The organism is Microbacterium ureisolvens, from assembly GCF_019511645.1.
Taxonomy (GTDB): domain Bacteria; phylum Actinomycetota; class Actinomycetes; order Actinomycetales; family Microbacteriaceae; genus Microbacterium; species Microbacterium ureisolvens_A.
Genome location: NZ_JAEUAX010000006.1, coordinates 262,729 through 288,619 on the forward strand (window position 1 = coordinate 262,729; position 25,891 = coordinate 288,619).

A 25,891-nucleotide genomic window follows, 5' to 3' on the forward strand; every position below is an offset into this window, starting at 1 on the left:
CCCCAGCGTCGCTCAGCGACCGGAGGAAGGGGCGGGCTCGACGGCCGCCGCGAACCGGGTCCGGCCCGCCACGATCGTCTCCATCACCTGCGCCTCCAGCAGCGCATCCGCCCCGGCCGTGAACGGGTCGCTGTCGAGCACCGCGAAGTCGGCGGCGAAGCCGGGGGCGATGCGTCCGCGCCACTCGCCGTCGCCGACCGAGGCGGCGGCGTCACGCGTCGCATGGCCGATCGCGCGGCTGAGCGGCAGCGCGTACTGCGGGTGCGTGGCGGGTAGGCCGGGGTCGAGCGCAGAAGCGCGCGTCGCGGCGATGTACATGTTGGCGAGAGAGCTGTGCGGCGCAGTCGGCGCATCGGTGGAGAAGGCCAGCAGCGCCCCCGCCTCTTCGTACTCCGGCCACGCGAAGGCGCGTTCGACGCGCTCATCGCCGAGCATCGCGGCCCAGTTCGCGAAGATCGCCGGGTCGGAGTGCACCGGCTGCATCGAGGCGGTGACGCCGAGAGCGGCCATCCGCGCCGCGGTCTCGGGGGCGGCGTACTCCAGGTGCTCGATGCGGTGCCGCCGGTCGCGCGGGCCGTTGAGCGCGATCGCGTGCTCGATCGCGTCGAGGGCGATGTCGCTCGCCAGGTCGCCGATCGCGTGCTGGGCGACCTGCAGGCCCGCCGCGTCGGCGGCCGCGACGACAGGCGCGAGCTGCGCGAGCGGCCAGATGGGCCCCGCGTGGGACCCGTCGGCATACGGATGCCGCATCGCGGCCGTGCATGCGTCGATGACGCCGTCGAGGATGAGCTTGATGCCGACGACGCGCAGCCACGGGGACGACGGACGCGCGGCGAGCTCGGCCGCGCGCGCCACCTGTGCGAGGTTCCTCGCGTCGTCGCCGGTGTTCTCGATGAGCCAGTGCGCGGCCACGCGAATCGGCAGCTCGCCGCCGCGGCGCTCGCGGGCGCGCTCGAAGGCGGCCAGTCCGAACTCGTCGAAGGCCATGTCGACCACCCCGGTCACCCCCGTCGCCAAGTAGGCGTCGATCGCCCGCTCGACGGCCGCGTCGCGGTCGGCATCGGTCGTGCTCGCGTCACGGTGGGCCCATGCGAACTGCACGGCCGCAGTCTCAAGCAGCATGCCGGTCGGCTCGCCGTCGGCGTCGCGGGCGATCTCGCCGCCGATCGGGTCCGGGGTGTCGCGCGTGATGCCCAGTTCGGTCAACGCGGCACGGTTGACCCAGCACGAGTGGTAGTCGTTGGCATCGAGATAGACGGGGATGTCGGAGACCACCGCGTCGATCATCGCCGCCGTCGGCGCCCCGCCGGGAATCGAGTCGAAGAGCCAGCCGCGCCCTCGCAGGACCGCAGCATCCGGATCCTGCTCCCGTGCGGCGCGCAGCCGCGACTGGATCTCGTCCAGCGACCGGGCGTCTGTCAGGTGCACCTGCCCGAGCGCCGCTCCCATCATGAGGAGGTGGGTGTGGGCGTCGGTGAAGCCGGGGAGCACGAGCCGGCCCTCGAGGTCGACGGTCTCGTCGGCCTCGGGCGCCTGGGCGCTGTCGCCCACGAAGGCGATGACGTCACCCTGGACGGCGAACGCCTCGGCCCATGCATTCTCGGGGTCGGGGTCCGCGGTGAAGACGCGACCGTTGACGTAGTTGGTGATCATGGGCGTCCCTTCTTACCCAGCGGTGTGCGCTGCAGGCCGGCGTAGAGAGCGGCGGCGACGAGCATGCCGGCCGGCACCGAGAGGTCGATGTACCCCGTGGCCACGGCGAACGGTCCCGACCAGACGGTCGTCGACAGGCACAGCGCGGTCGCGAGGCCGCCGACCAGCAGCGCCGTCACACCGGGGATGCTCCACCCGGCCGAGTACCAGAAGCGGCCGCCGGGGTGAACGTCGAACAGCTCCAAGCCGTCGTAGGCGTACCGGCGCAGCAGCACGTCGACGACGAAGATGGCCATCGCCGGCCCCGACACGATGACGAGGAACTGCAGCATGAGGTTCGCGGCCTCGAGGAGGCTGGACGACAGCACCAGGTAGATCGTCAGCGCCGTGCCCACCACGCCCACGATGATGGCGGCGGGGATGCGGCGCAGCCGGAAGCCGATCGCCTGCAGCGCCATGCTCGAGGTGTACGTGGTCATCGCGTTCAGGGCGATCGTGTTGATGACCACGCCGATCACGAGGATCGGAGCGAGCCACGCCGGAAGCAGATCGAGCAGGGCGACGTCGAGGCCGGCAGCGAAGGCGGCTTCGTCGAGCCCGGTGGCCAGGAGCACTCCGACGATCGTGAAGACGACGAACGGGACGGCTCCACCGAGCGCCGTCGCGAGGGCGATGTGCGAGTGCTTCGTGGAGCGGGGCAGGTAGCGCGCGATGTCGGGGCTGTTGATGAACGACAGCGGGGTCGACGCGAGGATCGTGAACCCGATGGCCATCGCCGACCACAGCGCGGGACCCTCGAGCGCCACGGGCGCGGTGTACTGCCAGTCGACGGTCGGCAGGATGAAGGCCGTCACCAGCAGGAAGATGACGAACAGCGCCGCCGCCATGTAGGAGTACGTCCGCAGGATCAGGCCGTGGCCGAAGATCGCGACGAGGATCGTGATCGCCGCCACCACCAGCGTCACGCCGATGGGCACCCAGACCGGGTCCTCGAGTCCCATGCGCCGCAGCAGGTCGGCGCCCATGAACGACGAGGCGAGCCACGTCAGCGACAGGAACACGGCGCCGATGAACCACCCGACGAAGGCGACGAAGAGCCGGTTGCCGAGCACGCCGTACATGGCCCGCGTCACGACGGAGCCCGACGTTCCCGACGCGGGTCCGCTGCCCGCGATGATTCCGGGGAGGACCCACAGCAGCGAAGCCGCGAGGATGACCGCGATCGCCTGCCAGAGCTCCAGCCCCAGCAGGATGAGCGTCGCGCCGATGGTCAGGTTCAGGATGCTGACGCTCGGCGCCGCCCAGATGAAGAAGAGGTCGCGCGCGCGGCCGTGGCGCTCGGCATCGCCGATCAGCTCGATCCCGCGCGTCTCGGGACGGGACGCGGTGTCGACGAACTCGTCATCGAGCTCGGTCTGTGAATGGGTCACGGTGTTCCTTCCGGGAGAAGCATCGTTGCTATTGGTCACATGCCCAATGGACTATTGGTCACACATTCAATAGCATGATCACCGTGACGTCAAGCGAGATTTCGGTTCGTACGCGCAAGCGCCCCGAGGAACGCCGGGAAGAGATCCTCGAGCACGCAACGGCGATCGCGCTCGACGAAGGGCTCGAGCGCATCACGCTGCGCGCCGTCGCCGACCGCCTCGGGGTGCGCCCGGGCCTGATCACGCACTACTTCCCCGCCGCAGAGGCTCTCGTGATCGAGGCGTTCACGCGCGCCGCCGTGCAAGAGCGCGAGCGGTTCTTCACGGCGTCGGGCACGCCCGTCGAGCGCGTGGCGCACTTCGTCGCGCACATCGAACGCGGCGCCTCACTGCCGCTCGCGCGCATGTGGCTCAACGCACGCCACCTCGCCCGCTTCAGCCCCGCGCTCGACACCGCGCTGCAGCGGCAGGACGAGCTCGACCGCGAGCGCCTGACCGCGATCATCGAGGACGGCATCGCCTCGGGCGACTTCAAGATCACGGATGCCGAGACCGCCTGCATCCGGATCCTCATCGCCGTCGACGGCGGCGGCTCGTACGTGAACACCGCGAACCCGCCCATGCACCGCGCACAGCGTCAGGTCGTCGCCGACGTGAGCGACTGGGCGCTGGGACTCGAGCCCGGCGCGCTGCGCACGGCGATCGCCGGGTCGGCTCCCGCGGAGACCGCAGCCGACGGCTCCGAGGACTGACCTTCAGTCGCCCTTCACGGCACGGACCTCCTCCGGCGAGCGCCCCTTCGGCTGCGACGGACGGGGTCCGGGGTCGGGCGCAGGCGGGATCGGCAGCGGCGTCGGCTTTCCCGCGTGGAGCTCGACGGCCGCCCCGAAGTGGCGGATCGGCAGCGGCGGGCCCCCGCTGAGCGTGTACGACGCCGTGTGGCCGGAGACCTCGACGCGCAGCATCCGTCCGCCCGTCCGGATGCCGAACGAGAGCCGCGTGATCGGCGCAGCCAGGCGCGGGCAGAACTCGAGGCCGTCCGGCCCGTTCTTCATGCCGCCCAGGCCCGACACCACCGCCGTCCACACACCGCCCAGCGCGGCGATGTGAAGTCCGTCGTCGACATCGTCCCGCAGGTCGTTGAGGTCGATCGTCGAGGCCTCGGTGAGGTATTCGATGGCGAGCTCGCTCTGGCCCACCCAGGCCGCCACCACCGCCTGGGTCGACGCCGAGAGCGACGAGTCCCGGACGGTGAGCCCCTCGTAGTAGGCGAAGGCGCGCGCCGTCTCTTCGGCGGTGAAGGCCTCGTGGAACAGCTGCAGCGCGAGCACGAGGTCGGCCTGCTTCAGCACCTGCTTGCGGTAGAGGTCGAAGTACGGGAAGTGGTTCTGCAGGGGGTACTGATCGGGCGATGTGGCCTCGAAGTCCCAGCGCTCGAGATCGGTGTAGCCGGCGGCCTGCTGGTGCACGCGACGCACCTCGTCGTAGGGCACCGCCATCGCGTCGGCGATGACCTCCCACTCCCCGACCTCGTCGTCGCGCACGCCGAGCTCACGCGCCCGGGCGCTGTGGCGCCTCGCGGCCTGGGCGGCGCCGCGGAGATTGCGCTGCGCCGCCAGGTTCGTGAACGTGTTGTCGTCGACGAGCGCGGAGTACTCGTCCGGGCCGGTGATCCCGTCGAGGTGGAAGACGCCGTGCGCGTCGCGGTAGCCGAGCGACACCCACAGCCGCGCCGTCTCGACGAGGACCTCGAGCCCCACCTCCCGCTCGAACTCCTCATCACCGGTCGTGCGCACGTGACGCATCACCGCCCCGGCGATGTCGGCGTTGATGTGGAAGGCGACCGTGCCCGCGGGCCAGTACCCCGAGCACTCGCGTCCGCTGATCGTGCGCCACGGGAACGCGGCCCCCGCGAGGTGAAGCTGCCCCGCCCGCTCGCGGGCGGTGTCGAGCGTCGAGTGCCGCCATCGCAGGGCGTGCGCCGCCGCGCCGGGCGCGGTGTACGTCAGCACCGGCAGCACGAACGTCTCGGCATCCCAGAATGTGTGCCCCTCGTAGCCGGGGCCGGTGAGGCCTTTCCCCGGAATCGAGCGCACGTCGGCCCGCGCGGCGGACTGCAGCACCTGGAAGAGCGCGAAGCGCACGGCCTGCTGCAGCCGCGTGTCACCGTCGAGCTCGACGTCCGCGGCCTCCCAGAAGTCGTCGAGGCAGTCCCGCTGCTCGCGCGCCAGTGCGTCCCAGCCGAGACGCGCTGCGGTCGCGACGGCGGCGTCGACGCGGTCGCGCAGCGCGGCATCCGTCAGATCACCAGACCATTCGTGACCGACCATCTTCACGACACGGATGCTGCCGCCCTCCGTCAGCCGAGCGGTCACCGTGGTGCGCGCCACGTCGTCCGAGGCCTCGGTGTCGATGGACGACGGGGCCTCCGAGACCACGTGGTCCATCGCCACGGCGACGCCGATGCGGCTGCGCTTGGTGCGATGAAGCAGCGTCGCTCCGCTCGCGGTGACGGCGCGGTCGACCGGCTCGTAGGGGTGGCGGAGCGGATCCATCACCCGCTCGTCGGGATGCACCTCGGGAAGCGGCTCGTTCGCGACGATCTCGGAGAGCACCGTGACCTCCAGCGGCCCGCTGAGCGCCGTGACGCGGTAGTCGATCGCGGCGATCGCGCGATGCGTCAGCGAGACCAGCCGGGTCGACTCGACCCGCACCGTGGCGCCGGACGGCGAGGTCCAGCGGACCTCGCGCCGGAGGGTTCCGGCGCGGAAGTCGAGGTGCTGCTCGTGGGACTCGAGCCGCCCCTCCCGGATGTCGAACGGCTCGTCGTCGACGAGGAGCCGGATGACCTTGCCGTCGGGGGCGTTGACCATGGTCTCGCCGCGCTCAGGGTAGCCGTAGCCGTCCTCGGCGTACGGCATCGGGTGGTGCTCGAAGAGGCCGTTGAGGTACGAGCCCGGCGTCTCACACGGGTCGCCCTCATCGAGGGTCCCCCGCCAGCCGATGTGCCCGTTCGACAGCGAGAAGACGGATTCGCGGCGAGCCTGGCGCGACGGCTCCCAGCCGCTCCAGCCGATTCCCCAGGGTGAGACGTCGAAGGGCGAGATCTCAGGCATGCCGCCATTGTGCGGGCGGCGGGACGAACCCCGCGAAGGTCTTGCAATCCGGGCGACGCCCCGGTAACGGGTGTGCGGGAGGCCGCGGATCCGGCCTCCCGCACGACGCTGCGGCGCAGCCGTCAGGCGGGCTGCTCCTCCAGGACGTAGCCCGTCTCGCCGTGCTCGGCGAGGTCGACGCCGGCGACCTCGTCCTCGCTCTTGACGCGGAAGCCGAGGGTCTTCTCGATCGCGAAGCCGATCACGAGCGTGAGGATCAGCGAGTAACCCAGCACCGCGAACGCGGCGATCGCCTGCACGAGCAGCTGCGTGCCGTTGCCGCCCATGAACAGGCCGGTGCCGTTGGCGAAGAAGCCGAGGTACAGCGTGCCGATGAGACCGCCCACGAGGTGGATGCCCACCACGTCGAGCGAGTCGTCGAAGCCCCACTTGAACTTCAGCTCGATCGCCAGGGCGCAGACCGCACCGGCGACGACACCGAGCACGATCGCCCAGACCGGGTTCAGCGCCGCACACGCGGGAGTGATGGCGACGAGACCGGCGATCGCGCCCGAGGCGGCGCCCACCGACGTGGGCTTGCCGTCCTTGAGCTTCTCGACGACGAGCCACGCGAGCAGTGCGGCCGCAGTCGCGGCGAGGGTGTTGACGTAGACGAGGGCCGCGGTGCCGTCGGCGGCCAGCTCGGAGCCGCCGTTGAACCCGAACCATCCGAACCACAGCAGGCCCGCGCCGAGGAGCACGAACGGCGGGTTGTGGGGCACGTGCACGCCCTTCTTGAACCCGACGCGCTTGCCGAGCACGAGGGCGAGAGCGAGCGCCGCCGCACCCGCGTTGATGTGCACCGCCGTGCCGCCGGCGAAGTCGATGACCCCGACGCCGAAGACCTCCTGCAGACCGTAGGTGATCCAGCCGCCGTAGGCGAAGCTGCCATCATCGGCGAGGCCGAAGTTGAAGACCCAGCTGGCGACCGGGAAGTACACGACCGTCGCCCACACGCCGGCGAACAGCATCCATGATCCGAACTTCGCACGGTCTGCGATCGCGCCCGAGATCAGGGCGACCGTGATGATCGCGAACGTCGCCTGGAAGGCGACGAAGGCCATGGGCGGGTATGCCGCGCCCTCCGGCACCTCGATGAGGCTCTCGAGCCCGATCGCCGACCAGTCGATCGCCCACGGCGCGACGAGTCCGTCGGAGCCCGGGAACGCGATCGCGTAGCCGTAGATCACCCACAGCACGCCGATGAGCCCGGCTGCGCCGAACGTCATCATCATCATGCTGATGACGCTCTTCGCTTTGACGAGACCTCCGTAGAAGAAGGCCAGACCGGGTGCCATCAGCAGCACCAGTGCCGCCGACAGCAGGATGAATGTGGTGTTTCCCTGATCCATGACGCGAGCCTTTCTGCAGGCCGCCGCGGGAGGGACCGCCGGGTTGCGGTGCACCTGTGATCTGCGCCTGCAGGCAGATCACTGCCGTGCAACCCATTTTCTTAGCGAGCAACTCTGTGGCTATTTCTGCCGCGTGAACCTTGCGTGACATCGAGTGAGACCGGTTTTACGCGCTCGAAACATGGACGATACCTCTCTGACGTGGCCATCTTGTTACTGTCAATCAACACACTTCACCAACAGTCAACTTGACCGAGGAGATCCGCTATGACCGTTCCCGCCTTCGCCGGGGGTGACCTCGTCACGCTTCCCACCGCACCGCAGTCGCTGCGCGCACGCGCACTGGCGGACGACGTCCGCTTCATCCTCGCGGTGTTCGTCGACCTCAACGGCAAGCCCTGCGCCAAGCTCGTGCCCGTCTCGGCCGCAGACGAACTGGAGGCCGGCGAGCTCGGCTTCGCAGGCTTCGCCGCCGGGCTGATCGGCCAACGCCCGCACGACGCCGACCTCATCGCCGTGCCCGACCTCGACTCGTACGCGCCCATCCCCTTCGTGCGCGAAGGCCTCGCGATCGTCCACTGCGACCCCCACGTCGACGGCGAGCCGTGGCCCTACGCCCCGCGCGTCATCCTGAAGCGCGCGCTCGCGCGCCTCGCCGAGCGCGGCCTGTCCGCCAAGGTCGGCGCCGAAGTCGAGTACTTCCTCGTCGACCGCTCCGAAGACGGCACGCTGACGGCGGCCGACGCCAAGGACGAGGGGCTGCGCTCCTGTTACGACGCCCGCGGCGTGACACGCATGTACGACCACCTCGCGGCGGTCAGCGACGCGATGAACGCGCTCGGCTGGGGCAACTACGCCAACGACCACGAGGACGCCCCCGGCCAGTTCGAGCAGAACTTCGCGTACGAGGAGGCGCTCGTCACGGCGGACCGCGTGATCACGCTGCGCTACCTCATCGGCATGCTCGCCGAGCAGCGCGACATGACCGCGACGTTCATGCCGAAGCCCTTCAGCGACCGTGCCGGCAACGGCCTGCACTTCCACCTGTCGCTGTGGCACGACGACGCGCCGGTGTTCCCTGACGCGACCGACGAGCGCGGCCTCGGACTCTCGGACGTCGCGTACTCGTTCGTCGCCGGCTTGCTCGACCACGCTCCCGGGCTGCAGCTGTTCCTTGCGCCGAGCGTCAACTCCTACAAGCGCCGCGGCGCGACGACGAGCGCCTCGGGCGCCACCTGGTCGCCCAAGCACGCCACGTACGGCGGCAACGACCGCACCCACTTCATCCGCGTGCCCGACGCCAACCGCATCGAGCTGCGCGCAGCGGACGGCTCGGCGAATCCCTACCTCGCCCTGGCCGCCGTGGTGCACGCGGGCCTCGACGGCATCGAGCGGGCGGCCGACCCGGGCGCCCCGTGCGGCCCCGGCGAATTCCGCGAGACGTCGGCCGTACTCCCCCGCACGCTCCTGCATGCCGTGCAGTCGCTCCGTGACGACGCCGTGCTGCGCGAAGCGCTCGACGACGGCGGCCGCGGCGTCGGCGAGTACTTCGCCGACGCCAAGGAAGACGAGTTCCTCAGCTGGCACAACACCGTCACCGAGTGGGAGCTGGACCGCTATCTGACGGCGTACTGAACGCCGCGGCATCCGCTTCTCGAACGAAAGGAAACCCCATGTGCGGAATCGCTGCACTGCAGATTCGCAACCCGGCGCTGCGCGGCGAGCTCGGCGGCCTCATGCACGGCATGCTGTGCGAGATCGTCGAGCGCGGCCCCGACTCTGCAGGGCTGGCCCTCTACGGCTCGGACCGGCTCACGCCCGAAGGATCGTCGGCGATAACCGTGATCACGGATGCCGACCCCGCCGCGCTGGCGGAGACCCTGCGTGCGTCGCTGCCGGAGGGAGCTGAACCGACGGTGGTCGCGTACGCCGAGTCCGTGCTCGTGAATGCGGAGGTCGAGGCGTCCGTCCTGGAAGAGGCGGTGCGCGCGGCGCTTCCCGGCGAGAGCATCATCGGCCGCGGATCGAACGTGGCCGTGCTGAAGGGCGTCGGCCACCCCGTCGAGCTCGCCGAGGTGTACGGGCTCACCGGGATCAGCGGCACGCAGGCGCTGTCGCACACCCGGATGGCCACGGAGTCGGCGGTCACCGCCGTCGGCGCACACCCGTTCACCGTCGCCGAGGATCTCTGCCTCGTTCACAACGGCTCGTTCAGCAACCACGCGTCGATCCGCCGCTGGCTGCGCGCCGAGGGCGTGGAGTTCGACAGCGAGAACGACTCCGAGGTCGCGGCCCGTTACATCGCGTGGCGCATGGGCCACGGCGACGACCTCAAGACCGCGCTCGAGGCGCTGCAGGGCGTGTTCGACGGGTTCTACACGCTCGTCGTCACCACCGCCGACAGCATGGCGGTCGTCCGCGACCCCATCGCGTGCAAGCCGGCGATCATCGCCGAGACCGACGACTGGATCGCGATGGCATCCGAATACCGCGCCCTCGCGGGCCTGCCGGGTGTCGAGGACGCCCGCGTCTTCGAGCCGTCGCCCGGCGTCGTCTACACCTGGGCGCTCGCGCCCGTCCTGGAAGGAGCCTCTTGATGACCCTCATGGCCCCCGCAGCCGTGACCACCGTCGACCTCGCTGACTCGAGCGTCCGTGAGCTCAACCAGCTGCTGCACGACGCCGTCGACGGCGCCTCGTTCGTCGTCGAGTCGCCGGTCGGCGGCCACAACATCGCCGTCGGCATCACCGCCGACCTCGACGTGACCGTCGAGGGCAATGTCGGCTACTACTTCGCCGGCATGCACCAGACCGGCACCGCGACCGTGCACGGCAGCGCCGGCGTGGGACTGGCCGAGAACATCATGTCGGGCGTCGTGCACGTGACCGGCGACGCCTCGCAGTCGACCGGGGCGACCGGCCACGGCGGTCTGGTCATCGTCGACGGAAACACCGGCGCCCGCTGCGGCATCTCGATGAAGGGCGTCGACATCGTCGTGGGCGGCAGCATCGGCCACGCGTCGGCCTTCATGGCGCAGGCCGGCCGCCTCGTCGTCTGCGGCGACGCGGGCGAGGCCCTCGGCGATTCGATCTACGAGGCGCGCATCTACGTGCGCGGCCAGGTCGCCTCGCTCGGCGCCGACTGCGTCGAGAAGGAGATGCGCCCGGAGCACCTCGCCGAACTCCAAGAGCTGCTCGAGCGCGCGGGCCGCACGGAGCGGGCCGAGGAGTTCCGCCGCTACGGCTCGGCGCGGGGCCTCTACCACTTCAAGGTCGACAACGCCGGCGCGTACTGACCGCACCACGACACGCACCACAGGGAGCAACACATGACCACCGATCTCGCCGCCCTCGGCCTCCGCGAGTCCGCGACCTTCGACCGCGCCACCATCGCTGACATCCAGCGCGCAGCATCCACCGGCATCTACGACATCCGCGGCTGGGGTGCCAAGCGATCGCTGCCTCACTTCGACGACCTCCTCTTCCTCGGGGCGAGCATGTCGCGCTACCCGCTCGAGGGGTACCGCGAGAAGTGCGCGACCGATGTGACGCTCGGCGCCCGCAACGCGCTCGAGCCCATCCACCTCGACATCCCGGTGACGATCGCGGGCATGAGCTTCGGGGCGCTGTCCGCCAATGCCAAGGAGGCCCTTGGCCGCGGCGCAAGCGAGGCGGGCACCTCGACCACGACCGGCGACGGCGGCATGACGCCGGAAGAGCGCGGCCAGTCCAAGACCCTCGTCTACCAGTACCTCCCATCGCGCTACGGCATGAACCCCGACGACCTGCGCAAGGCCGACGCCATCGAGATCGTGCTCGGCCAGGGCGCCAAACCCGGCGGCGGCGGCATGCTGCTCGGCCAGAAGATCACCGAGCGCGTGGCGGGCATGCGCACCCTCCCCGTCGGGATCGACCAGCGCTCGGCGAGCCGTCACCCCGACTGGACCGGACCCGACGACCTCACCATCAAGATCGCCGAGCTCCGCGAGATCACCGACTGGCGCAAGCCCATCTACGTCAAGATCGGCGCCTCTCGTCCGTACTACGACACCGCGCTGGCGGTGAAGGCGGGCGCCGACGTCGTCGTGCTCGACGGCATGCAGGGCGGCACCGCCGCCACGCAGCAGGTGTTCATCGAGCACGTCGGCATCCCGACGCTCGCGGCCATCGGCCCCGCCGTCCAGGCTCTGCAGGAGCTCGGCGTGCACCGCACCGGCGTGCAGCTGATCGTGTCGGGCGGCATCCGAAACGGCGCCGACGTGGCGAAGGCTCTGGCGCTGGGGGCGGATGCGGTGGCCATCGGCACTGCGGCCCTGATCGCTCTGGGGGACAACGACCCGCGCTATGCCGACGAGTACGCCGCGCTCGGCTCTGCGGCGGGCTTCTATGACGATTTCCAGGACGGCCGCGACCCCGCCGGCATCTCCACGCAGGACCCGGAGCTGTCGGCCCGCCTCGACCCGGTCGCCGCTGGACGGCGGCTCGCGAACTACCTCCGCGTGCTCACGCTCGAGGCCCAGACGATCGCCCGCGCCTGCGGCAAGTCGCACGTGCGCAATCTCGAGCCCGAGGACCTCGTCGCACTGACGGTCGAGTCTGCCGCGATGGCCGGCGTGCCGCTGGCCGGCACGTCGTGGATTCCCGGACGCAGCTGACGCCATGCCCCTCGACCTGCGCGCACCGTCGCGGGCGTCGACCACGCCGCCGGAGATCGGCGAGAGGTCGGAGCCGCGCAGCGACACCCGTCCGGACGAACGCCGATCTCCGTCCTCGTGGCGGGCCACGACGCCTGTGAGCGAGCTCGCCGACCTCGACGTGGTCACGCCCACCGACGCCTCTCCGGAGTCGTGGGCGAACGGCCTCGGCGTGACGCGCGTGCTCGCGAAGCGGCTCGCGTGGCGGCTGAGCATCGCGGAACTGCGGGGGCGGATGCCGTTCTCGGCGTTCCCCGGCATCGACCGCGTGCTCATCCCGCTGAGCGCTGCCACTCTCGCGCTGACGGTCGACGGCGTCGAGCGGCGCGTGACGCGGGAACGCGGCATCCGTTTCCGCGGTGAAGCCCGCGTCGTCGCGACAGCTGATCGCGGGGGCGTGTCGGTCGTGAACCTCATGGTCAAACGCGGGCTCGCCGAGCCGACGTACCGCGTGGAGCTGCACCACGGCACGGTGCGGGTCGATCCGGCGGCGACTCTCACGGTGCTGCTGGCGGGGACGGCGACAGTCGACGACCTGCCCCTTCCGCCCGGCAGTGCGCTGCTGCAGGGCCCGCGCGAGCGCCGCATCAGCTGCGATCGCGCACTCATCGCGCGATTCGACCTCTCCCCGTCCGGCGACGCGCCGAACAACTGAAAGGCCCGGAATGTCCACACACCCCATCGCGATCATCGGCGCCGGCCTCGCAGGCGCAGCGACCGCATGGCAGCTCGCCCGCCGGGGGCACGACGTCGTCGTCCTCGAGCGCAGCACGCCCGCCAATGATCTCGGAAGCTCGCACGGCTCGGCCCGCATCCTGCGGTACACCTACCCCGACCCCTTCTACACGGACCTCATGGTCGAGGCGCGACGCGGGTGGGACGAGCTCGAAGATCTCCGCGGCGAGCGCCTCATCACGCCTACCGGCTCGCTGGACTACGGCGCGACTCGCGACCCCGCGGCCCTCGCAGCGGTGCTCGCCGGCGCGAGCGTTCCGCACGAGCTGCTCACCGCCGCCGAGGCCTCGGCCCGCTGGGCGGGCATCGCCTTCGACGGTCCGGTGCTGTGGCACGCGGATGCCGGCGTCATCGACGCGGAGGAGTCGGTGAAGGCCATGGTCGGGCTCGCCGTGGCCGCGGGCGCCGAGCTGCGGCAGGACTGGGCCGCGGCTCGCGTGCTCGCCCAGGCCGGCGACTACCTCGTCGAGTCGGAGGCGGGTGACACGGTCGTGGCGTCGCAGGTCGTCGTCGCCGCGGGCGGCTGGCTGCCCGCGCTGCTCGCCGGCCTCGGGCTGCCCCGGGAGGCGCTCGACGCGTTTCCGCGGATGGAGGTGCGGCAGGAGCAGGCGCTGCATTTCCCGTACCGCGACCCCGGGGCGGCGTGGCCGACCTTCATCAACAAGCGCGCCGACATCCAGGTGTACGGGCTGCCCGGCGGGCGCGACGCGGCCTTCCGCGGGCAGAAGGTCGCCGAGTACAACGGAGGCCGCGTCATCGGCTCCGCGCTGGAGCACGACCGCATCGTCGACCCGGCGCGGCGCGAGCGACTCGTCTCGTACGTCGCGGAGGCGCTGCCAGGGCTCGTGCCCGAGCCCTACGCCGAGACCACGTGCCTGTTCACGAACGCTCCGGCCGATGACTTCATCATCGACCGCGTGGGCGGTGTGACGATCCTGTCGCCGTGCTCCGGTCACGGCGCCAAGTTCGCGCCGTTGCTGGGCGAGCTCACCGCACGTCTCGTCACCGGCGCGGACTCCGGCGTCTCACGGTTCCGTCCCCTCGCCGCGATGGCCGGCGCATGAGCGTCGCGGGGATGCTGCGCGAGATCGCGGCGGTGGGAGCAGACGCCGCGCGCGGGGGCTTCAGCCGCGCGGGATACTCCGATGCCGATCGCGAGCTCCGCGAGTGGTTCGCGGGGCACGCCGAGGCCCGGGGCCTCGACGTGGAGCGCGACCGCAACGGCACGCTGTGGGCGTGGTGGAACCCGAGCGGCAGCACCGCGGACGCCGTGATCACCGGCAGCCACCTCGACTCCGTCCCCGGCGGGGGCGGTTATGACGGGCCGCTGGGCGTCGCATCCGGTCTCGTCGCCGTCGATCTGCTGCGCGAGCGGGCTGTCGTGCCGGAGCGCCCCATCGGAATCGCCGTCTTCCCCGAGGAGGAGGGCTCGCGCTTCGGCGTCGCGTGCCTGGGCTCGCGCCTGATGAGCGGCGCGCTCAGCCCCGACCGCGCGCTGGCGCTCGCCGACCGCGAAGGCGACACGTTCGCCGAGGCGCTGCGGCGCGACGGCCTGGACCCGGCGCACCTGGGCCCCGACCCCGAGCGGCTCGCCCGCATCTCGTCTTTCGTCGAACTCCACGTCGAGCAGGGGCGCGGACTGATCGACCTGGGCAAGCCCGTCGCGATCGCCTCGTCGATCCTCGGCCACGGCCGGTGGCGGGTGACCGTCGACGGACAGGGCAACCACGCCGGCACGACGCTCATGGAAGACCGCCGCGACCCCATGGTCGCCGCCGCGCGCATGATCGTCGAGATCCGCGACCTCGCCCGACGCACGCCCGACGCACGCGCGACCGTCGGTCGCCTCGAGCCGGTGCCCGGCGGAACGAACGTCATCGCGTCACAGGTTCGCTTCTGGATCGACATCCGCCACCCCGATGACCTCGTGACGGCCGCTCTCGTCTCGGAGGCCCGCGACCGGGTCGTCGCTGCCGCCCTCGACGAGGGCTGCCGCGCCGAGGTGCGGGAGGAGTCCCTGAGCACCACCGTCGACTTCGACCTCGGCCTGCGCGAGGCGCTGCGCACGACCCTCCCCGATGCCCCCGAGCTCGGAACGGGTGCCGGCCACGACGCGGGCGTGCTCGCAGCATCCGTCCCCACCGCGATGCTCTTCGTGCGCAACCCGACCGGCATCTCGCACTCGCCCGAAGAGCTCGTGGAGGACGCGGATGCCGAGCTCGGCGCCGTCGCACTGGCCGACGTGCTGCAGGAGCTGGCCGCGCCGGCCCCCGGGGCGGCGGTCGGGACCGACCATATGATGGCGAGGTGAGTGCCGCGATCCCGGGAGCCGACGCCGCAGGCGGCGTGCTGGAGCCGATCATCGCGCAGCAGGTGCGGCGCTACCGGGCCGAGCAGGGCATCTCGGCGGCCGACCTCGCGGCTCGCACTGGCCTGTCGAAGGCGATGATCTCGAAGATCGAGTCGGCGACGACCTCGTGCTCGCTGACGACGCTGCAGCGCTTGGCCGACGGCTTCGGCATCCCGGTCACAGCGCTGTTCCGCGGGTCGGCGAGCGACCGCGAGGCTTCGTTCACCAAGGCGGGGGCGGGGAGCGTCAGCGTCCGCAGCGGCACCCAGCACGGGCATCTGTACCAGATGCTCGGCGTGCTGAAAGACACCCCGAACGCTCTCGAGCCGACGCTCGTCACCCTGACCGACGCGTCGAACGTGTTCCCCCTCTTCCAGCACCCCGGCACCGAGTTCCTTTACATGCTCGAGGGGCGCATGAAGTACGGACACGGCGGCTACGAGTACGAGATGGCCCCGGGCGACGCGCTGCTGCTCGACGGCGAGGCCGCGCACGGACCCGTCGAGCTCATCGAGGTTCCGATCCGGTTCCTCGCGATCCGGTCGCGCTGAGCGCGGCGCTCAGTGGAGGTCGAACGGGTCGTCCGCCATCCGGGCGGGCGGAGGCGACATGATCAGGCGCGTCTGCTCCTGCATGTAGCCGACGACCTCGTCGTTCCTCGGGGCGCTGAGGGAATTCTGCGTCGTCTGCGTGACCAGCTCGGTGTTGGAGTTGAGCAGGAACGTCACGTCCACCTCGTTGCCGTCGAGCCCGATCGCGTGCAGCGAGATCGAATCGGTCATCCCGGCCACACCCAAGGCGCGCGCATACTCCATCAGCCAGTCGGCCGACTCGTCGTCGAGGAAGAGCGCCTTGTCTGCGTACGTCACGTGCTTCATGCCGAAAGCGTTCGCGCCCTCGGCCGCTCCGGTACACGTGGTTGACACGGATACCGATGGATGCATCGACGGGATGCTGCACCCTGTCGCATGTCGGACGCCCGTGGTTGGCTGGCGCCCATGAACACCGTGACTTCTGCCGACGGCACCGCCATCGCCTATGACAAGACCGGCGAGGGGCCTGTCATCGTGATCGTGAACGGCGCCATGTCCACGGCCGCCGATGCAGCGGGACTGGCCGGGGCATTGGCGGACGCAGGATTCCGGGCCATCACGTGGGACCGCCGAGCGCGCGGTGCGAGCGGAGACGCCCGCGATTCGACGCCCGAACGGGAGGTGGAGGACCTCGCAGCGGTGATCTCCGCGTCGGGAGGGGAGGCCGCGGTGCTCGGCCACTCGTCGGGCGCGGTGCTGGCGCTGTTCGCGGCGTCGCGCGCAGTGCCCGTGAGGGCGCTGTTCCTGTCGGAACCGCCGCTGCGCTTCGGCGTCGACGAGCCGGCCGATGACCTCGCCGAGCGGCTGCAGGCGCTCGTGGACGGCGGTCAGCCCGACGAGGCGATCGTGACGTTCCAGCTCGAAGGCGTCGGCCTGCCGCGCGAGATGGTCGACGGCATGCGCGCGAGCGACCAGTTCGCCGCGCTCGTCCCACTCGCGCAGTCGACCGTGTACGACACGAACCTGGTTCGGTTCGCGTCGACGCCGAGCCCCGAGATGCTCTCGGTCGCCGCCCCGGTCACCGTGCTCCGCGGCGCGCAGACCTTCCCGATGCTGGTCACCGCCGCCGACCGCCTGGCCGACGAGATCGACGGCGCCGAGCTGGTCGTCGTCCCCGAGTCGGTGATGCACCGCCCTGACCCCGACGCGACGGCGCGGGTCGTGAAGGAGCGCCTCGGGTAGACCCCGCTTCCCGCCCTGCCCTGAGCCGCGACCACCCCGATCAGGCGGCGAGGCGGCGGCGCTCGGCCAGACCCTCGATCGCGGCGCGATACTCGTCGATCATCCGGCCGCGCGACAGGCCGGCGCGGGCGGCGAGCGCGGCCTCCCGCAACCGGCCGCGCTCGCTCAGCACGCTCTCCCAGACGGCGGCGATGGCGTGCGGCTCGCGCGGGGTCACGAGACCGAACCCCGCCACGCTGCTCGCCGCGTCGCCGACGTCGGTGGTGACGGGCGTCGCGCCCGACGCCGCGCCCTCGAGCAGGCACAGCGGCGAGGCCTCCCCGAACGCGCTGGTCAGCGCGACGATGTCGGCGATCCGGTAGAGGTCCGGCATGTCGCCGCGGATGCCCAGAGCGTGCACGCGGTCGGCGGGGACCGCAGCATCCGTCATCAGCGAAGCGAACGCGGCGTTGTCAGGCCTCATGCCCGCGCCGCACAGCACGAAGTGCGCATCGGGTCGGCGTGCGGACAGACGCGCGGTCGCGCGAAGGAACAGCCCCGGGTCTTTCATGGCGTCGAACCGGGCGGCGAGCAGCACCACGGGCGCGTCGAGCGGAATGCCCAGGCGTACGCGCAGCGCGGCGCCGTCGGCGGGGTCGGCCTCCGGGGTGAACACGTCGATGTCGATGCCGTTGCGCACGACGCGGCGATCGAGGCCGAACGGCAGGTGCTGCGCGTACGCCGCGTCGGTCGATTCGGCGCACGAGATGGTGGCGGTGAGCAGCCCCGTCTCGGCGGCCTCGCGCAGCCAACCGAGCGCCGGACCGGAGTGGCCCGGATCCGAGCGGTGCAGGCACGCGGCGACGGGCACCGAGGGCATGAGTCCGTGCGCCCGCAGAGCCAGGAGCAGGCCGAGCGGCTGCTCTTTGAGCGACAGCACGACGTCCGCCTGGGCGATCGCCTCGGCGGCGCGGTACAGGTCGAGCTCGCCGAACGATGACGGGTCCATCGGCTTCGCCCCTGCTGTACCGCCGAGCGCGGTGATCTCGACGCCCGCGCCGGCGAGCCGCCGGTAGCGCGGATCGTCGTGGGCGAACTGGACGGTCGCATCGCGGCGCGCCTGTGCCGACAGCGACAGGACACCGTGGGACTGCTCGCCGGCGGCGTGGAGGCCGGCGACGACGTCGGAGTGGAGGATCCGCGCCCCACCGGCGAAGAAGCCTTCGTAGAGCGACAGCACGCGAAGGGTCATGTGGCACCTCTCGGGTGGAGGGACGACGGACGAATCGGATGCCGGAACGTCGTTCCGGCCGGTGACTGTCGGCGCCGGTGCCGGTCGATCCATCGTCGGGGGCCGCGCGCCCCGATGTCGATGAACGGACGGGGTGCATCCGGTGAACGCTCGTCGAGCGGCGACGCCGTCGCGCGGCACCCCCGCAGGATCTCAGCGAGGGCGGCTCGCCGCCATCCGCCCGTCGGGGTCGAGGCGAGCGAGCACGGCGGCGGTGATCTCCCGCAACTGCTCCGCCTGCTCGGGCGTGATCACGTCGAGCAGAACGCTGCGCACGGTCTGGACGTGCCCGGGGGTCGCCTGCAGCACCTTGCGCCGGCCGTCCGCGGTGATGACCGCGTCGGTGGCTCGCGCGTCGGCGGCGTTGCGCTCTCGACGCACGAGGCCGCGCGCCTCGAGCCGCGAGATCACGTGCGACAGGCGCGGCAGCGTCGCGTTCGTCATCGAGGCGAGCTCCTTCATCTGCAGGCGGTGCTGGTCGGCGTTCGACAGCATCGAGAGCGCGAAGTAGTCGAAGTGCGTGAGGTCCTCATCGCGCAGCAGCTGGGCATCGAGCTCCCGTGGCAGCAGCTCGAGGAGTGCGGCGAACGGCACCCAGGTGTCCTGCTCGTCCGCCGTGTAGAACCTCGGCCTGCTCATTCTCCGATTCTAGGAATAGTTGTGGCGACAAGCGAGTTGATCCCAGACGAATGCTTGAAGCTACAAGCAACTCGCCTGATTGGAGAACAGCCATGACCACGATCACGATCTTCGGAAACGGCAGCATGGGCCAGGCCATCGGCGGCGTGCTCGCCCGCGGCGGTGCCGACATCCAGCACATCGGCAGCGCCGACACCGACACCACCGTGACCGGCGACATCGTCGTGCTGGCCGTGCCGTACCCGGCGCTCGCCCAGATCGCCGCCGCATACGGTGCGCAGCTCGCCGGCAAGACGGTCGTCGACATCACGAACCCGCTGGACTTCTCGACGTTCGACGCGCTCGTCGTGCCCGCCGGCAGCTCGGCGGCCGCGGAGCTGCAGTCGGCCCTTCCTGAGTCGAAGGTGCTCAAGGCCTTCAACACCAACTTCGCCGCGACGCTCGTGAGCGGCCGCGAGGGCGACGCCACGACCACCGTGCTCGTCGCGGGCGACGACGCCGACGCGAAGGCCGGCCTCATCGCTGCGATCACCGCCGGCGGACTCGAGGCCGTCGACGCGGGCTCCCTCGCCCGCGCTCACGAGCTCGAGTCGATCGGCTTCCTGCAGCTGACCCTGGCGGTCGGCGAGCAGATCGGCTGGACCGGCGGCCTCGCACTCGTGCGCTGAGTCCTCCGCGCCCGTCGCTGCATCGGGGCGGGCGTTTCCTTCGTTACGATCGGGACCAGGCAGCCCGAAGCCATCGTCATCGTCCGGAAACGCCCTCCTCGAAAGGACCACCGCCCGATGCTCGACGGTCTCCGCGCGGTCGCCCTCCGGACGGCCACGGCCGCCGCAGTCGTGGCCGGTCTGCTCGCCGCTCCCGCCTCCGCCGCCGTGGCAGGCCCCTCACCTTCGGCCTCGGCGGGCGTCCCCCTCAGCCCGGCGTCCGGTGCCTACTTCGGCACGACGATCGACTGGAGCGTCGACACCGCCGCACTGGAGGCCGAGCGCCTGGGGCGCACGCCCGCCGTCCTCGAGCACGTGACACCTCTCCCCCTCTCGGCGACCGAGCGCGGCTACCTCGATCAGTTCGTCGCACAGGCGGAGGAGGTCGGCGCGCTCCCCGCCGTCACGATCGCGCCCGAGGAGGGGCTCGCCGACTTCGACGAGACTGACGCCGACGAGATCGTCGAGGCCATCGCGCACGCCCGCGTCGACGCCGACGTGCCGCTGTACGTGCGGTTCGGACCGGGCATGAACGCCCCCTGGGTCTCGTGGGGCCAGCAGCCGAGCGCGTACATCGCCGCCTTCTGCGTGCTCGCCGACGCCGTGCACACGGGGCTCCCCGGTGCGGCGATGGTGTGGTCGCCGACCTCAGGCGCCGGATACCCCTTCGGCGCGGAGCCCGCGGCCGACGAGCTCGACACCGACGCCGACGGCGGCGTCTCCGCCGGGGACGATCCCTACGGCCCCTACTACCCCGGCGATCGGTACGTCGATTGGGTCGGGCTTCAGGCCTACCACGACCCGACCGGGGGCGAGTCGGCGGTCAACGCCGTACCGCAGCCCGATGCGCTCACCGCTCAGCTCGAGGGAGACGGCGACCTGGCGTTCGTCGACCGCTTCGCTTCGCCGGATCGCCCCCTCATGCTCGAGACCGCCGCCTTCTTCAGCCCCGGCGCCGGCGGTGCTGGGGAGCTCGAGCTCAAGCAGGCGTGGTGGCGGCAGGTCATCGCCGCCGTCGAGGACGTTCCCGCTCTCGACGCGGTCGTGTGGCGTGATGCGTCCTCGACGCGGGGCGTGGTGGGTCGGGCCCCGATCGAGTGGAGCATCAGCTCGTCGCCCGAGCTGGTCGAGGAATTCGTGACGGATGCTGAGGCCGGCGGTCTCGTGTTCGGCCCGCTGTATGCGCCCTCGGGGCAGCGATCCGCGAGCGCCGCGACCGGCGCCACCATCGGAGGCGTCGCCGGGTGGATCGTCGTCGCGGCGATCTTCGCGGGAACGATCGCGTTGCTGGTGTGGGGCTTCACCAAGGGTCCCCGCAGTGGGCTCGCGTACGACGGACCTGCTCGCCGGGACCTGCGCATCGACCTGCTGCGCGGCATCGCGATCGTGTTCGTCCTCGTCAATCACCTCGGCATGGTGTCACTGTTCCAGAACCTCTCACAGGAGACGATCGGCATCGTGTCGGGCGCCGAGTTGTTCGTGCTGCTGTCCGGCGTGGTCCTCGGCATGGTCTACCGCCCGAAGATCGAGCGGGACGGCATGGCCGAGACGACATCGCTGATCGAGCGCCGCGCGGGGAAGGTCTACGTGGCGGCCCTGGGCGTCGTGATCGTCGTGGGACTTCTGAGCCTTCTGCCCTTCCTGAACGCGACGCCGGCCACGACCTTCGTGGACGAGGGCACCGGTGCCGCGGGCGGTGAGGCGACGGGCCGCGTCTACGACCTGTACGCCGGATTCGGCCGGCTCTTCGAGTACCCCGTGGACGCGAGCGTCTTCGCCGACATCCTTCTGCTGCGGATGGGCCCGTGGCAGGTCAACGTGCTCGGCTTCTACGTCGTGATGCTGGTCGTCTCGCCGCTCATCCTGTGGGGGCTGTCGCGAGGCTGGTGGATCGTCGTGCTGGTCGCGAGCTGGGCGGTGTACAGCATCCAATCGTTCCTTCAGCTGCGGCTGCTGCCGTCGCAGTTCGAGGACTCGTTCCCGCTGCTGTCGTGGCAGGCGCTCTTCGTGACCGGGATGGTGGCCGGCTACCACCGGAGCGCGATCGTCGGCTGGTTCACCACGCGGTGGGGCCGCGCCGCCCTCGCGGTCTGCGTGCTGGCGACGGTGGGGCTGGCCCTGTTCTCGTGGAACAACCCGTATCTGTCCAGCCCGCTGGACGTGCGGCTCGGGGTCGTCCCGCAGAACACCTTCTCCGGCGTGTACTCGGCGTGGTTCGAGCGGACGTACCTCGACCCCGGCCGCGTGCTCAACGCGCTGCTTGTCACCATCACGATCTACGCCTTGTTCAGCGTGCTCTGGAAGCCGATCAACCGAGCGGTGGGCTGGTTCTTCATCCCGCTCGGGCAGACCACGCTCTATGTCTTCATCATGCAGCTGGTGTTCGTGCTCATCGTGGCGAACATCCCGTTCCTCCACGAAGGCAACCTGCTCGTGAACACCATCGCCTACGTCGTGATGCTCGGCCTGATGTGGGTGATGGTGAAGAAGCGCTTCCTGTTCCGCATCATCCCCCGCTGACGGCTCAGGCGCGCCGGGCGGCGAGGGCGGAGGCGAGAGCGGATGCCGAGCCCGGCGTGCTGTCGATCCTCCAGTCCACCTCCTTGTCGTGGTGGAACCAGACCAGTCCCGTCACATCGGGCTGGGCCGCCAGGTGGGCGACGAGGTCGGCGTTCCAGGTCGCTTTCGATCCACCCGCCTCCGCCGACGCGGTCTCGGCGACGATGATCGGCTTTCCCGGTGCCATCGCTCGCAGCTGGGCGAGTCCGTCTGCGAACAGCGCTTGCGGTGTCACCCAGCTGCTCCACGGCTGCGAGGTGCCCCAGTTGTAGCCGTCGAGGGCGACCGCGTCGACGTATGCCGACCCCGGGTAGACCGACGCGAGCGGCGTCGAGCCGGCATACGGCACGTTCGGGCTCCACACCCACTGCACGTTCGTGGCTCCTGCAGCGGTCACGACCTCGTGCACGTGGCGCCAAGCCGCCGCGTATGAGCCGGAGGCGTTCCCGTTGACGCCGTCGCTCCAGGGATACCAGTTCCCGTTCATCTCGTGGGCGTAGCGCACGTAGACGGGCTTGCCCCAGGCGGCGAGCGACGCACCCCACTGCTGCAGGTACGTGTCGTACGCACCCGCGATCACCTGCGCGTTGGAGTACGACGCCTGCGTCGCGCCACCTCCCCACCGCCACGGCTCCCAGGTCAGGATGCTGGTCGCGCCCCGCGCCGCGACGCTGTCGAGTCCTGCGATCGGCGGCGACTGAGCGAAGTCGTGGTACGAGAGCACGAGACCGGGGTTCTCGCCCGCCAACCGGGCGACGGCGTCCAGCTCGGCGTCGGCGGTCGCCCCACCCGGTGTCGTGACGCCGAACCGCAGCCGCGCGCTGCTGATCGTCGGGGCGGCGGGTGCCTGCTGGCTCACCGCGAACCACGCCGTCGCCGCCGCGTCGACCGTGGTCGCTGTCACCGCGAGCGCCGGCGCGGTGGTCGCCGGGATGATCACGGTGGCCCTGAACGTCCCGGACGCGGTGGTGGTGAAGGCGGCGGTCGCGGTACCCGCCATCACCGTTCCGGGGCGCTTTCTGCCGAATCCGGCCCCGGTCACGGTCACGCTGGTGCCGACAGGTCCCGCGCTGGGCGAGAGCGCGAGCGTACCGGTCGCCGCACTCGCGGGCGTGGGCACGGCGATCACCCCCATCAGGAGACCGAAGGCCACGGCCACTGCCGCTCCGGCCCTACGGATACGAGACATCGGAGTCCCCTCCTCGCGGTGCATCCCCCCCAGATTCACGGGGACGATCCCCCGGGCCGCGTGTGGACGAGGGTACTCGCGGGCCAAGACGAGGGCTTCATCAGAAGGCCGCGCGGCCAAGGTCTGAGCCGATGCTGAGGATCCGGGCGTCAGGCGATGCGCGTCCCCGACGGCAAGCGCCCCGCGGGGGTGCGCGTGCGTGCCCACGCCCACCACATCAGGCCCACGGCGAGCAGCAGCTGCAGCGTCATGCCGACGAACCAGCTCGGCGTCGAGCGGTCGATGATCTCCGCGGGGGTGGCTCGCTCCTCCTCCAGCCGAGGGGCGCAGTCGTCCCACCGCTGCTCGAGCTCGGGCGGCTGCTGAGCCGAGCGAACGCCGAACTTGATCTGGCCGAAGAGGTCGTTCGGGTTTCCGTACTCGTCGTACTGCGTCGGCGTCGCGTCGGCGAGGATCACGAACGGGTTCGCCGCGAGCAGCCACCACACTCGGTCGAACCGCGGCTGGTCGTAGGTCGACGTCTGCCACTGTCCGCACCGCACCTCGATGTCGTCGTCGCACGGATACTCGTCGCTGGGGGTCTCGCCGGGCATGCACGGGAAGCTGTCACCGGAGTACTGGTCGTACTCGATCGAGCGGTAGTGGTTCGTCACCTCGGAACGCATGGTCATGCCCACGAGCGCGAACGCGATCAGGGTGCCGACGACGAGTGCCGCGACCACCAGGTAGGTCGTGGCGACCGAGAACAGCGGTCGCGACAGGATGCCGCTCAGCGCGACGCCGATCGCCGAGATGATGCCGACCTCGAACACGAGCACGAGCAGCGACACCGTGATGGTCGCCGGCGCTCCCCCGCCCCCGAGTGTCGCGAGCACGAGGAACGGGAGGGCCACCGCGACGAAGGCGAGGCCGGTGATCCAGGCGGCGAGGAACTTGCCGATCAGGATCTCGAGCGTCGTCGCCAGTGTGACCTGCACGGGCGCGAGGGTCGCGGCATCCCGGTCGCCGTTGATCGCGTTGCCGCTCAACGTGGGCGACACGAGCACCACGAGCAGGAGCGTGATGTACACGATCGTGGAGTAGATCGCCCCGCCCGGCTGGAACGCCGAGCCCCACGCGAGGAACGACAGGCCGGTGACGATCGCGAGCAGCACCGCGAAGACGCCGATCAGCACATACCAGGCGATGCTTCTGGTGCGCTGGGTCAGTTCGAGGCCGACGATGGTTCCCAGTCGCTGACCGTTCACGCCGTCGCCCCGCTCTCATCCTCGCCCGGCGCCGGCGGTTCGCCGGGCGGTGACGTCTGCGGCGGCCGCCCGTCGCCGAGGTCGAGGAACGTGCGCTCGAGCGCGCCCTGCGCCGCCGCGAACTCCACCACCTCGAGCCCGGCACCGACGAGGTCGCGGAGCGCCGCGGCCGCGGCATCCTCCGATTCGAACGACACCACCACGTCACGACGGTCGACGCCCAGGCTCTCCACGGGGACCCTAAGGGCGCCCGCCACCCCTTCGAGGGCGACGGATGCCTCGGCCCCGGCGATCCGCACCCGCCACGGCCGCGCGCGGCGCGACGCCGCCTCGACCCGGGCCGGGTCGACGGTCACGCCGGCCATGAGGAAGACCGCGTCGTCGACGACCTCCTCGAGCTCCGAGAGGATGTGGCTCGACACGAGCACGGTGCGCCCCTCGGCGGCGAACCGCCGCAGCAGCACGCGCAGGTCGATGCGCGCCTGAGGGTCGAGACCCGACGCCGGCTCGTCGAGCAGCAGCACCCGCGGGTCGTGCACGAGGGCGCGCGCGAGTCCGAGACGCTGCTTCTGCCCCCGCGACAGCACGCGGGCGGGCGCATCGGCGAGATCGACCAGCCCGACTTCGGCGAGGAGGGCGTCGGCGCGGACGGATGCCTCGTCCCGCGGCATCCCGTACAGCCTCGCCGTCACCGCCAGCGTCTCGCGTGAGCTGAGCGCGTTCCAGGCGCCGAGGGCGTCGGGCATCCAGCCGAGCAGCGCACGGGCGGCCTGCGGGTCGGACACGGGGTCGACGCCGTCGATGCGGATCGCGCCGGCGTCGGGAGCCAGGAGCGATGCGAGCATCAGGAGCAGGGTCGTCTTGCCCGAGCCGTTCGGCCCGACGAGACCGGTGACCCGGCCGGCGTGCGCCCGAAGCGTCACGTTGCGGACCGCGTGCACCTCGCCGAACGAGCGCCGCACGCCCTGGACGACGATGCCGGGCTCGGCGGGGATTCCGGTGGCCGGAGGGGCCGTACTCGGCATGCTCACGGGCCCACCCTAGCGACCCGACGTCGACTTGCCCGGCCTTGAAGAGACTTCGAGTGTCAACACGCGCGGGATACCTCGGGCGATGCCGCGTGCTGCGCCAACCGAA

Annotated in this window: 22 protein-coding genes; 12 read left to right on the forward strand and 10 right to left on the reverse strand. The window is 71.0% G+C overall.

Annotated elements, in window-relative coordinates:
- Positions 1–12: 12 nt before the first annotated feature.
- Positions 13–1,653 carry an amidohydrolase gene (locus JNB61_RS13095; RefSeq protein WP_220339905.1) on the reverse strand — a complete coding sequence of 547 codons (1,641 nt, stop codon included), beginning with the start codon at positions 1,651–1,653 and terminating at the stop codon, positions 13–15.
- Positions 1,650–3,083: a purine-cytosine permease family protein gene (locus JNB61_RS13100; protein WP_220339906.1), complete on the reverse strand. Its 1,434-nt coding sequence runs from the start codon at positions 3,081–3,083 to the stop codon at positions 1,650–1,652. The genes JNB61_RS13095 and JNB61_RS13100 overlap by 4 nt, the downstream gene beginning before the upstream one ends.
- Before the next feature lie 83 nt (positions 3,084–3,166).
- Here JNB61_RS13100 and JNB61_RS13105 point away from each other — a divergent pair, with 83 nt between their 5' ends.
- Positions 3,167–3,835: a TetR family transcriptional regulator gene (locus JNB61_RS13105; RefSeq protein ID WP_374226641.1), complete on the forward strand. Its 669-nt coding sequence runs from the start codon at positions 3,167–3,169 to the stop codon at positions 3,833–3,835.
- A gap of 3 nt (positions 3,836–3,838) precedes the next feature.
- On the opposite strand, the gene JNB61_RS13110 is transcribed toward JNB61_RS13105, so the two are convergent.
- Together JNB61_RS13110 and JNB61_RS13115 are read right to left on the reverse strand one after the other, a co-directional pair.
- Positions 3,839–6,199: a glycoside hydrolase family 65 protein gene (locus tag JNB61_RS13110; RefSeq protein WP_220339908.1), complete on the reverse strand. Its 2,361-nt coding sequence runs from the start codon at positions 6,197–6,199 to the stop codon at positions 3,839–3,841.
- A 122-nt stretch (positions 6,200–6,321) separates the two neighbouring features.
- The gene (locus tag JNB61_RS13115) at positions 6,322–7,590 is read right to left on the reverse strand and encodes an ammonium transporter (RefSeq protein WP_220288354.1); all 1,269 of its coding nucleotides are present in this window, start codon (positions 7,588–7,590) and stop codon (positions 6,322–6,324) included.
- A gap of 267 nt (positions 7,591–7,857) precedes the next feature.
- Here JNB61_RS13115 and glnT point away from each other — a divergent pair, with 267 nt between their 5' ends.
- From glnT to JNB61_RS13155, 8 genes are read left to right on the forward strand one after another with little or no spacing between them, the layout of a single operon-like run.
- Complete coding sequence (glnT, locus tag JNB61_RS13120; RefSeq protein WP_220339909.1) at positions 7,858–9,225, forward strand: type III glutamate--ammonia ligase; 1,368 nt, start codon at positions 7,858–7,860, stop codon at positions 9,223–9,225.
- 38 nt (positions 9,226–9,263) lie between these two features.
- Positions 9,264–10,187, forward strand: a complete 924-nt coding sequence (locus JNB61_RS13125) for a glutamine amidotransferase (protein ID WP_220288352.1) — start codon at positions 9,264–9,266, stop codon at positions 10,185–10,187.
- The gene (locus tag JNB61_RS13130) at positions 10,187–10,885 is read left to right on the forward strand and encodes a protein glxC (RefSeq protein ID WP_220339910.1); all 699 of its coding nucleotides are present in this window, start codon (positions 10,187–10,189) and stop codon (positions 10,883–10,885) included. Before JNB61_RS13125 ends, JNB61_RS13130 begins: the two co-directional genes overlap by 1 nt.
- Positions 10,886–10,918: 33 nt before the next feature.
- Positions 10,919–12,244 carry an FMN-binding glutamate synthase family protein gene (locus JNB61_RS13135; protein ID WP_159846436.1) on the forward strand — a complete coding sequence of 442 codons (1,326 nt, stop codon included), beginning with the start codon at positions 10,919–10,921 and terminating at the stop codon, positions 12,242–12,244.
- Between the two features lie 4 nt (positions 12,245–12,248).
- Complete coding sequence (locus JNB61_RS13140; protein WP_220339911.1) at positions 12,249–12,938, forward strand: HutD family protein; 690 nt, start codon at positions 12,249–12,251, stop codon at positions 12,936–12,938.
- A 10-nt stretch (positions 12,939–12,948) separates the two neighbouring features.
- Entirely contained in the window at positions 12,949–14,082 is a 1,134-nt protein-coding gene (locus JNB61_RS13145) for an FAD-dependent oxidoreductase (protein ID WP_220339912.1), read from the forward strand.
- Positions 14,079–15,329: an allantoate amidohydrolase gene (locus JNB61_RS13150; protein WP_223214815.1), complete on the forward strand. Its 1,251-nt coding sequence runs from the start codon at positions 14,079–14,081 to the stop codon at positions 15,327–15,329. Before JNB61_RS13145 ends, JNB61_RS13150 begins: the two co-directional genes overlap by 4 nt.
- Positions 15,326–15,919 carry a helix-turn-helix domain-containing protein gene (locus tag JNB61_RS13155; protein WP_159846448.1) on the forward strand — a complete coding sequence of 198 codons (594 nt, stop codon included), beginning with the start codon at positions 15,326–15,328 and terminating at the stop codon, positions 15,917–15,919. The genes JNB61_RS13150 and JNB61_RS13155 overlap by 4 nt, the downstream gene beginning before the upstream one ends.
- Positions 15,920–15,928: 9 nt before the next feature.
- On the opposite strand, the gene JNB61_RS13160 is transcribed toward JNB61_RS13155, so the two are convergent.
- A complete protein-coding gene (locus tag JNB61_RS13160; RefSeq protein ID WP_220339913.1) occupies positions 15,929–16,246 on the reverse strand; it encodes a hypothetical protein in 318 nt (105 codons plus the stop codon).
- A 120-nt stretch (positions 16,247–16,366) separates the two neighbouring features.
- Here JNB61_RS13160 and JNB61_RS13165 point away from each other — a divergent pair, with 120 nt between their 5' ends.
- On the forward strand, positions 16,367–17,143 hold the full coding sequence (locus JNB61_RS13165) for an alpha/beta fold hydrolase (RefSeq protein WP_220339914.1): 777 nt from the start codon (positions 16,367–16,369) through the stop codon (positions 17,141–17,143).
- A gap of 40 nt (positions 17,144–17,183) precedes the next feature.
- Here the strand turns inward: JNB61_RS13165 and JNB61_RS13170 are convergent, their stop codons facing one another.
- Together JNB61_RS13170 and JNB61_RS13175 are read right to left on the reverse strand one after the other, a co-directional pair.
- Entirely contained in the window at positions 17,184–18,374 is a 1,191-nt protein-coding gene (locus tag JNB61_RS13170; RefSeq protein WP_220339915.1) for a glycosyltransferase, read from the reverse strand.
- Positions 18,375–18,566: 192 nt separating this feature from the next.
- Entirely contained in the window at positions 18,567–19,052 is a 486-nt protein-coding gene (locus tag JNB61_RS13175) for a MarR family winged helix-turn-helix transcriptional regulator (protein ID WP_220288345.1), read from the reverse strand.
- Between the two features lie 92 nt (positions 19,053–19,144).
- Between JNB61_RS13175 and JNB61_RS13180 the strand changes: the two genes are divergently transcribed.
- Both JNB61_RS13180 and opgC read left to right on the forward strand, forming a co-directional pair.
- Complete coding sequence (locus tag JNB61_RS13180) at positions 19,145–19,720, forward strand: NADPH-dependent F420 reductase (RefSeq protein ID WP_220339916.1); 576 nt, start codon at positions 19,145–19,147, stop codon at positions 19,718–19,720.
- 117 nt (positions 19,721–19,837) lie between these two features.
- On the forward strand, positions 19,838–22,279 hold the full coding sequence (gene opgC / locus JNB61_RS13185; RefSeq protein ID WP_220339917.1) for an OpgC domain-containing protein: 2,442 nt from the start codon (positions 19,838–19,840) through the stop codon (positions 22,277–22,279).
- Positions 22,280–22,283: 4 nt separating this feature from the next.
- On the opposite strand, the gene JNB61_RS13190 is transcribed toward opgC, so the two are convergent.
- The 3 genes from JNB61_RS13190 to JNB61_RS13200 all read right to left on the reverse strand — a co-directional run bounded on the left by JNB61_RS13190 (position 22,284) and on the right by JNB61_RS13200 (position 25,779).
- Entirely contained in the window at positions 22,284–23,507 is a 1,224-nt protein-coding gene (locus JNB61_RS13190; protein ID WP_220339918.1) for a glycoside hydrolase family 26 protein, read from the reverse strand.
- Positions 23,508–23,656: 149 nt separating this feature from the next.
- Positions 23,657–24,754 (reverse strand): ABC transporter permease, encoded by a 1,098-nt coding sequence (locus JNB61_RS13195; protein ID WP_220339919.1) that lies wholly within the window; start codon positions 24,752–24,754, stop codon positions 23,657–23,659.
- Positions 24,751–25,779, reverse strand: coding sequence for an ABC transporter ATP-binding protein (locus tag JNB61_RS13200; RefSeq protein WP_220339949.1), 1,029 nt, complete (start codon positions 25,777–25,779; stop codon positions 24,751–24,753). The genes JNB61_RS13195 and JNB61_RS13200 overlap by 4 nt, the downstream gene beginning before the upstream one ends.
- Positions 25,780–25,891 lie beyond the last annotated feature (112 nt).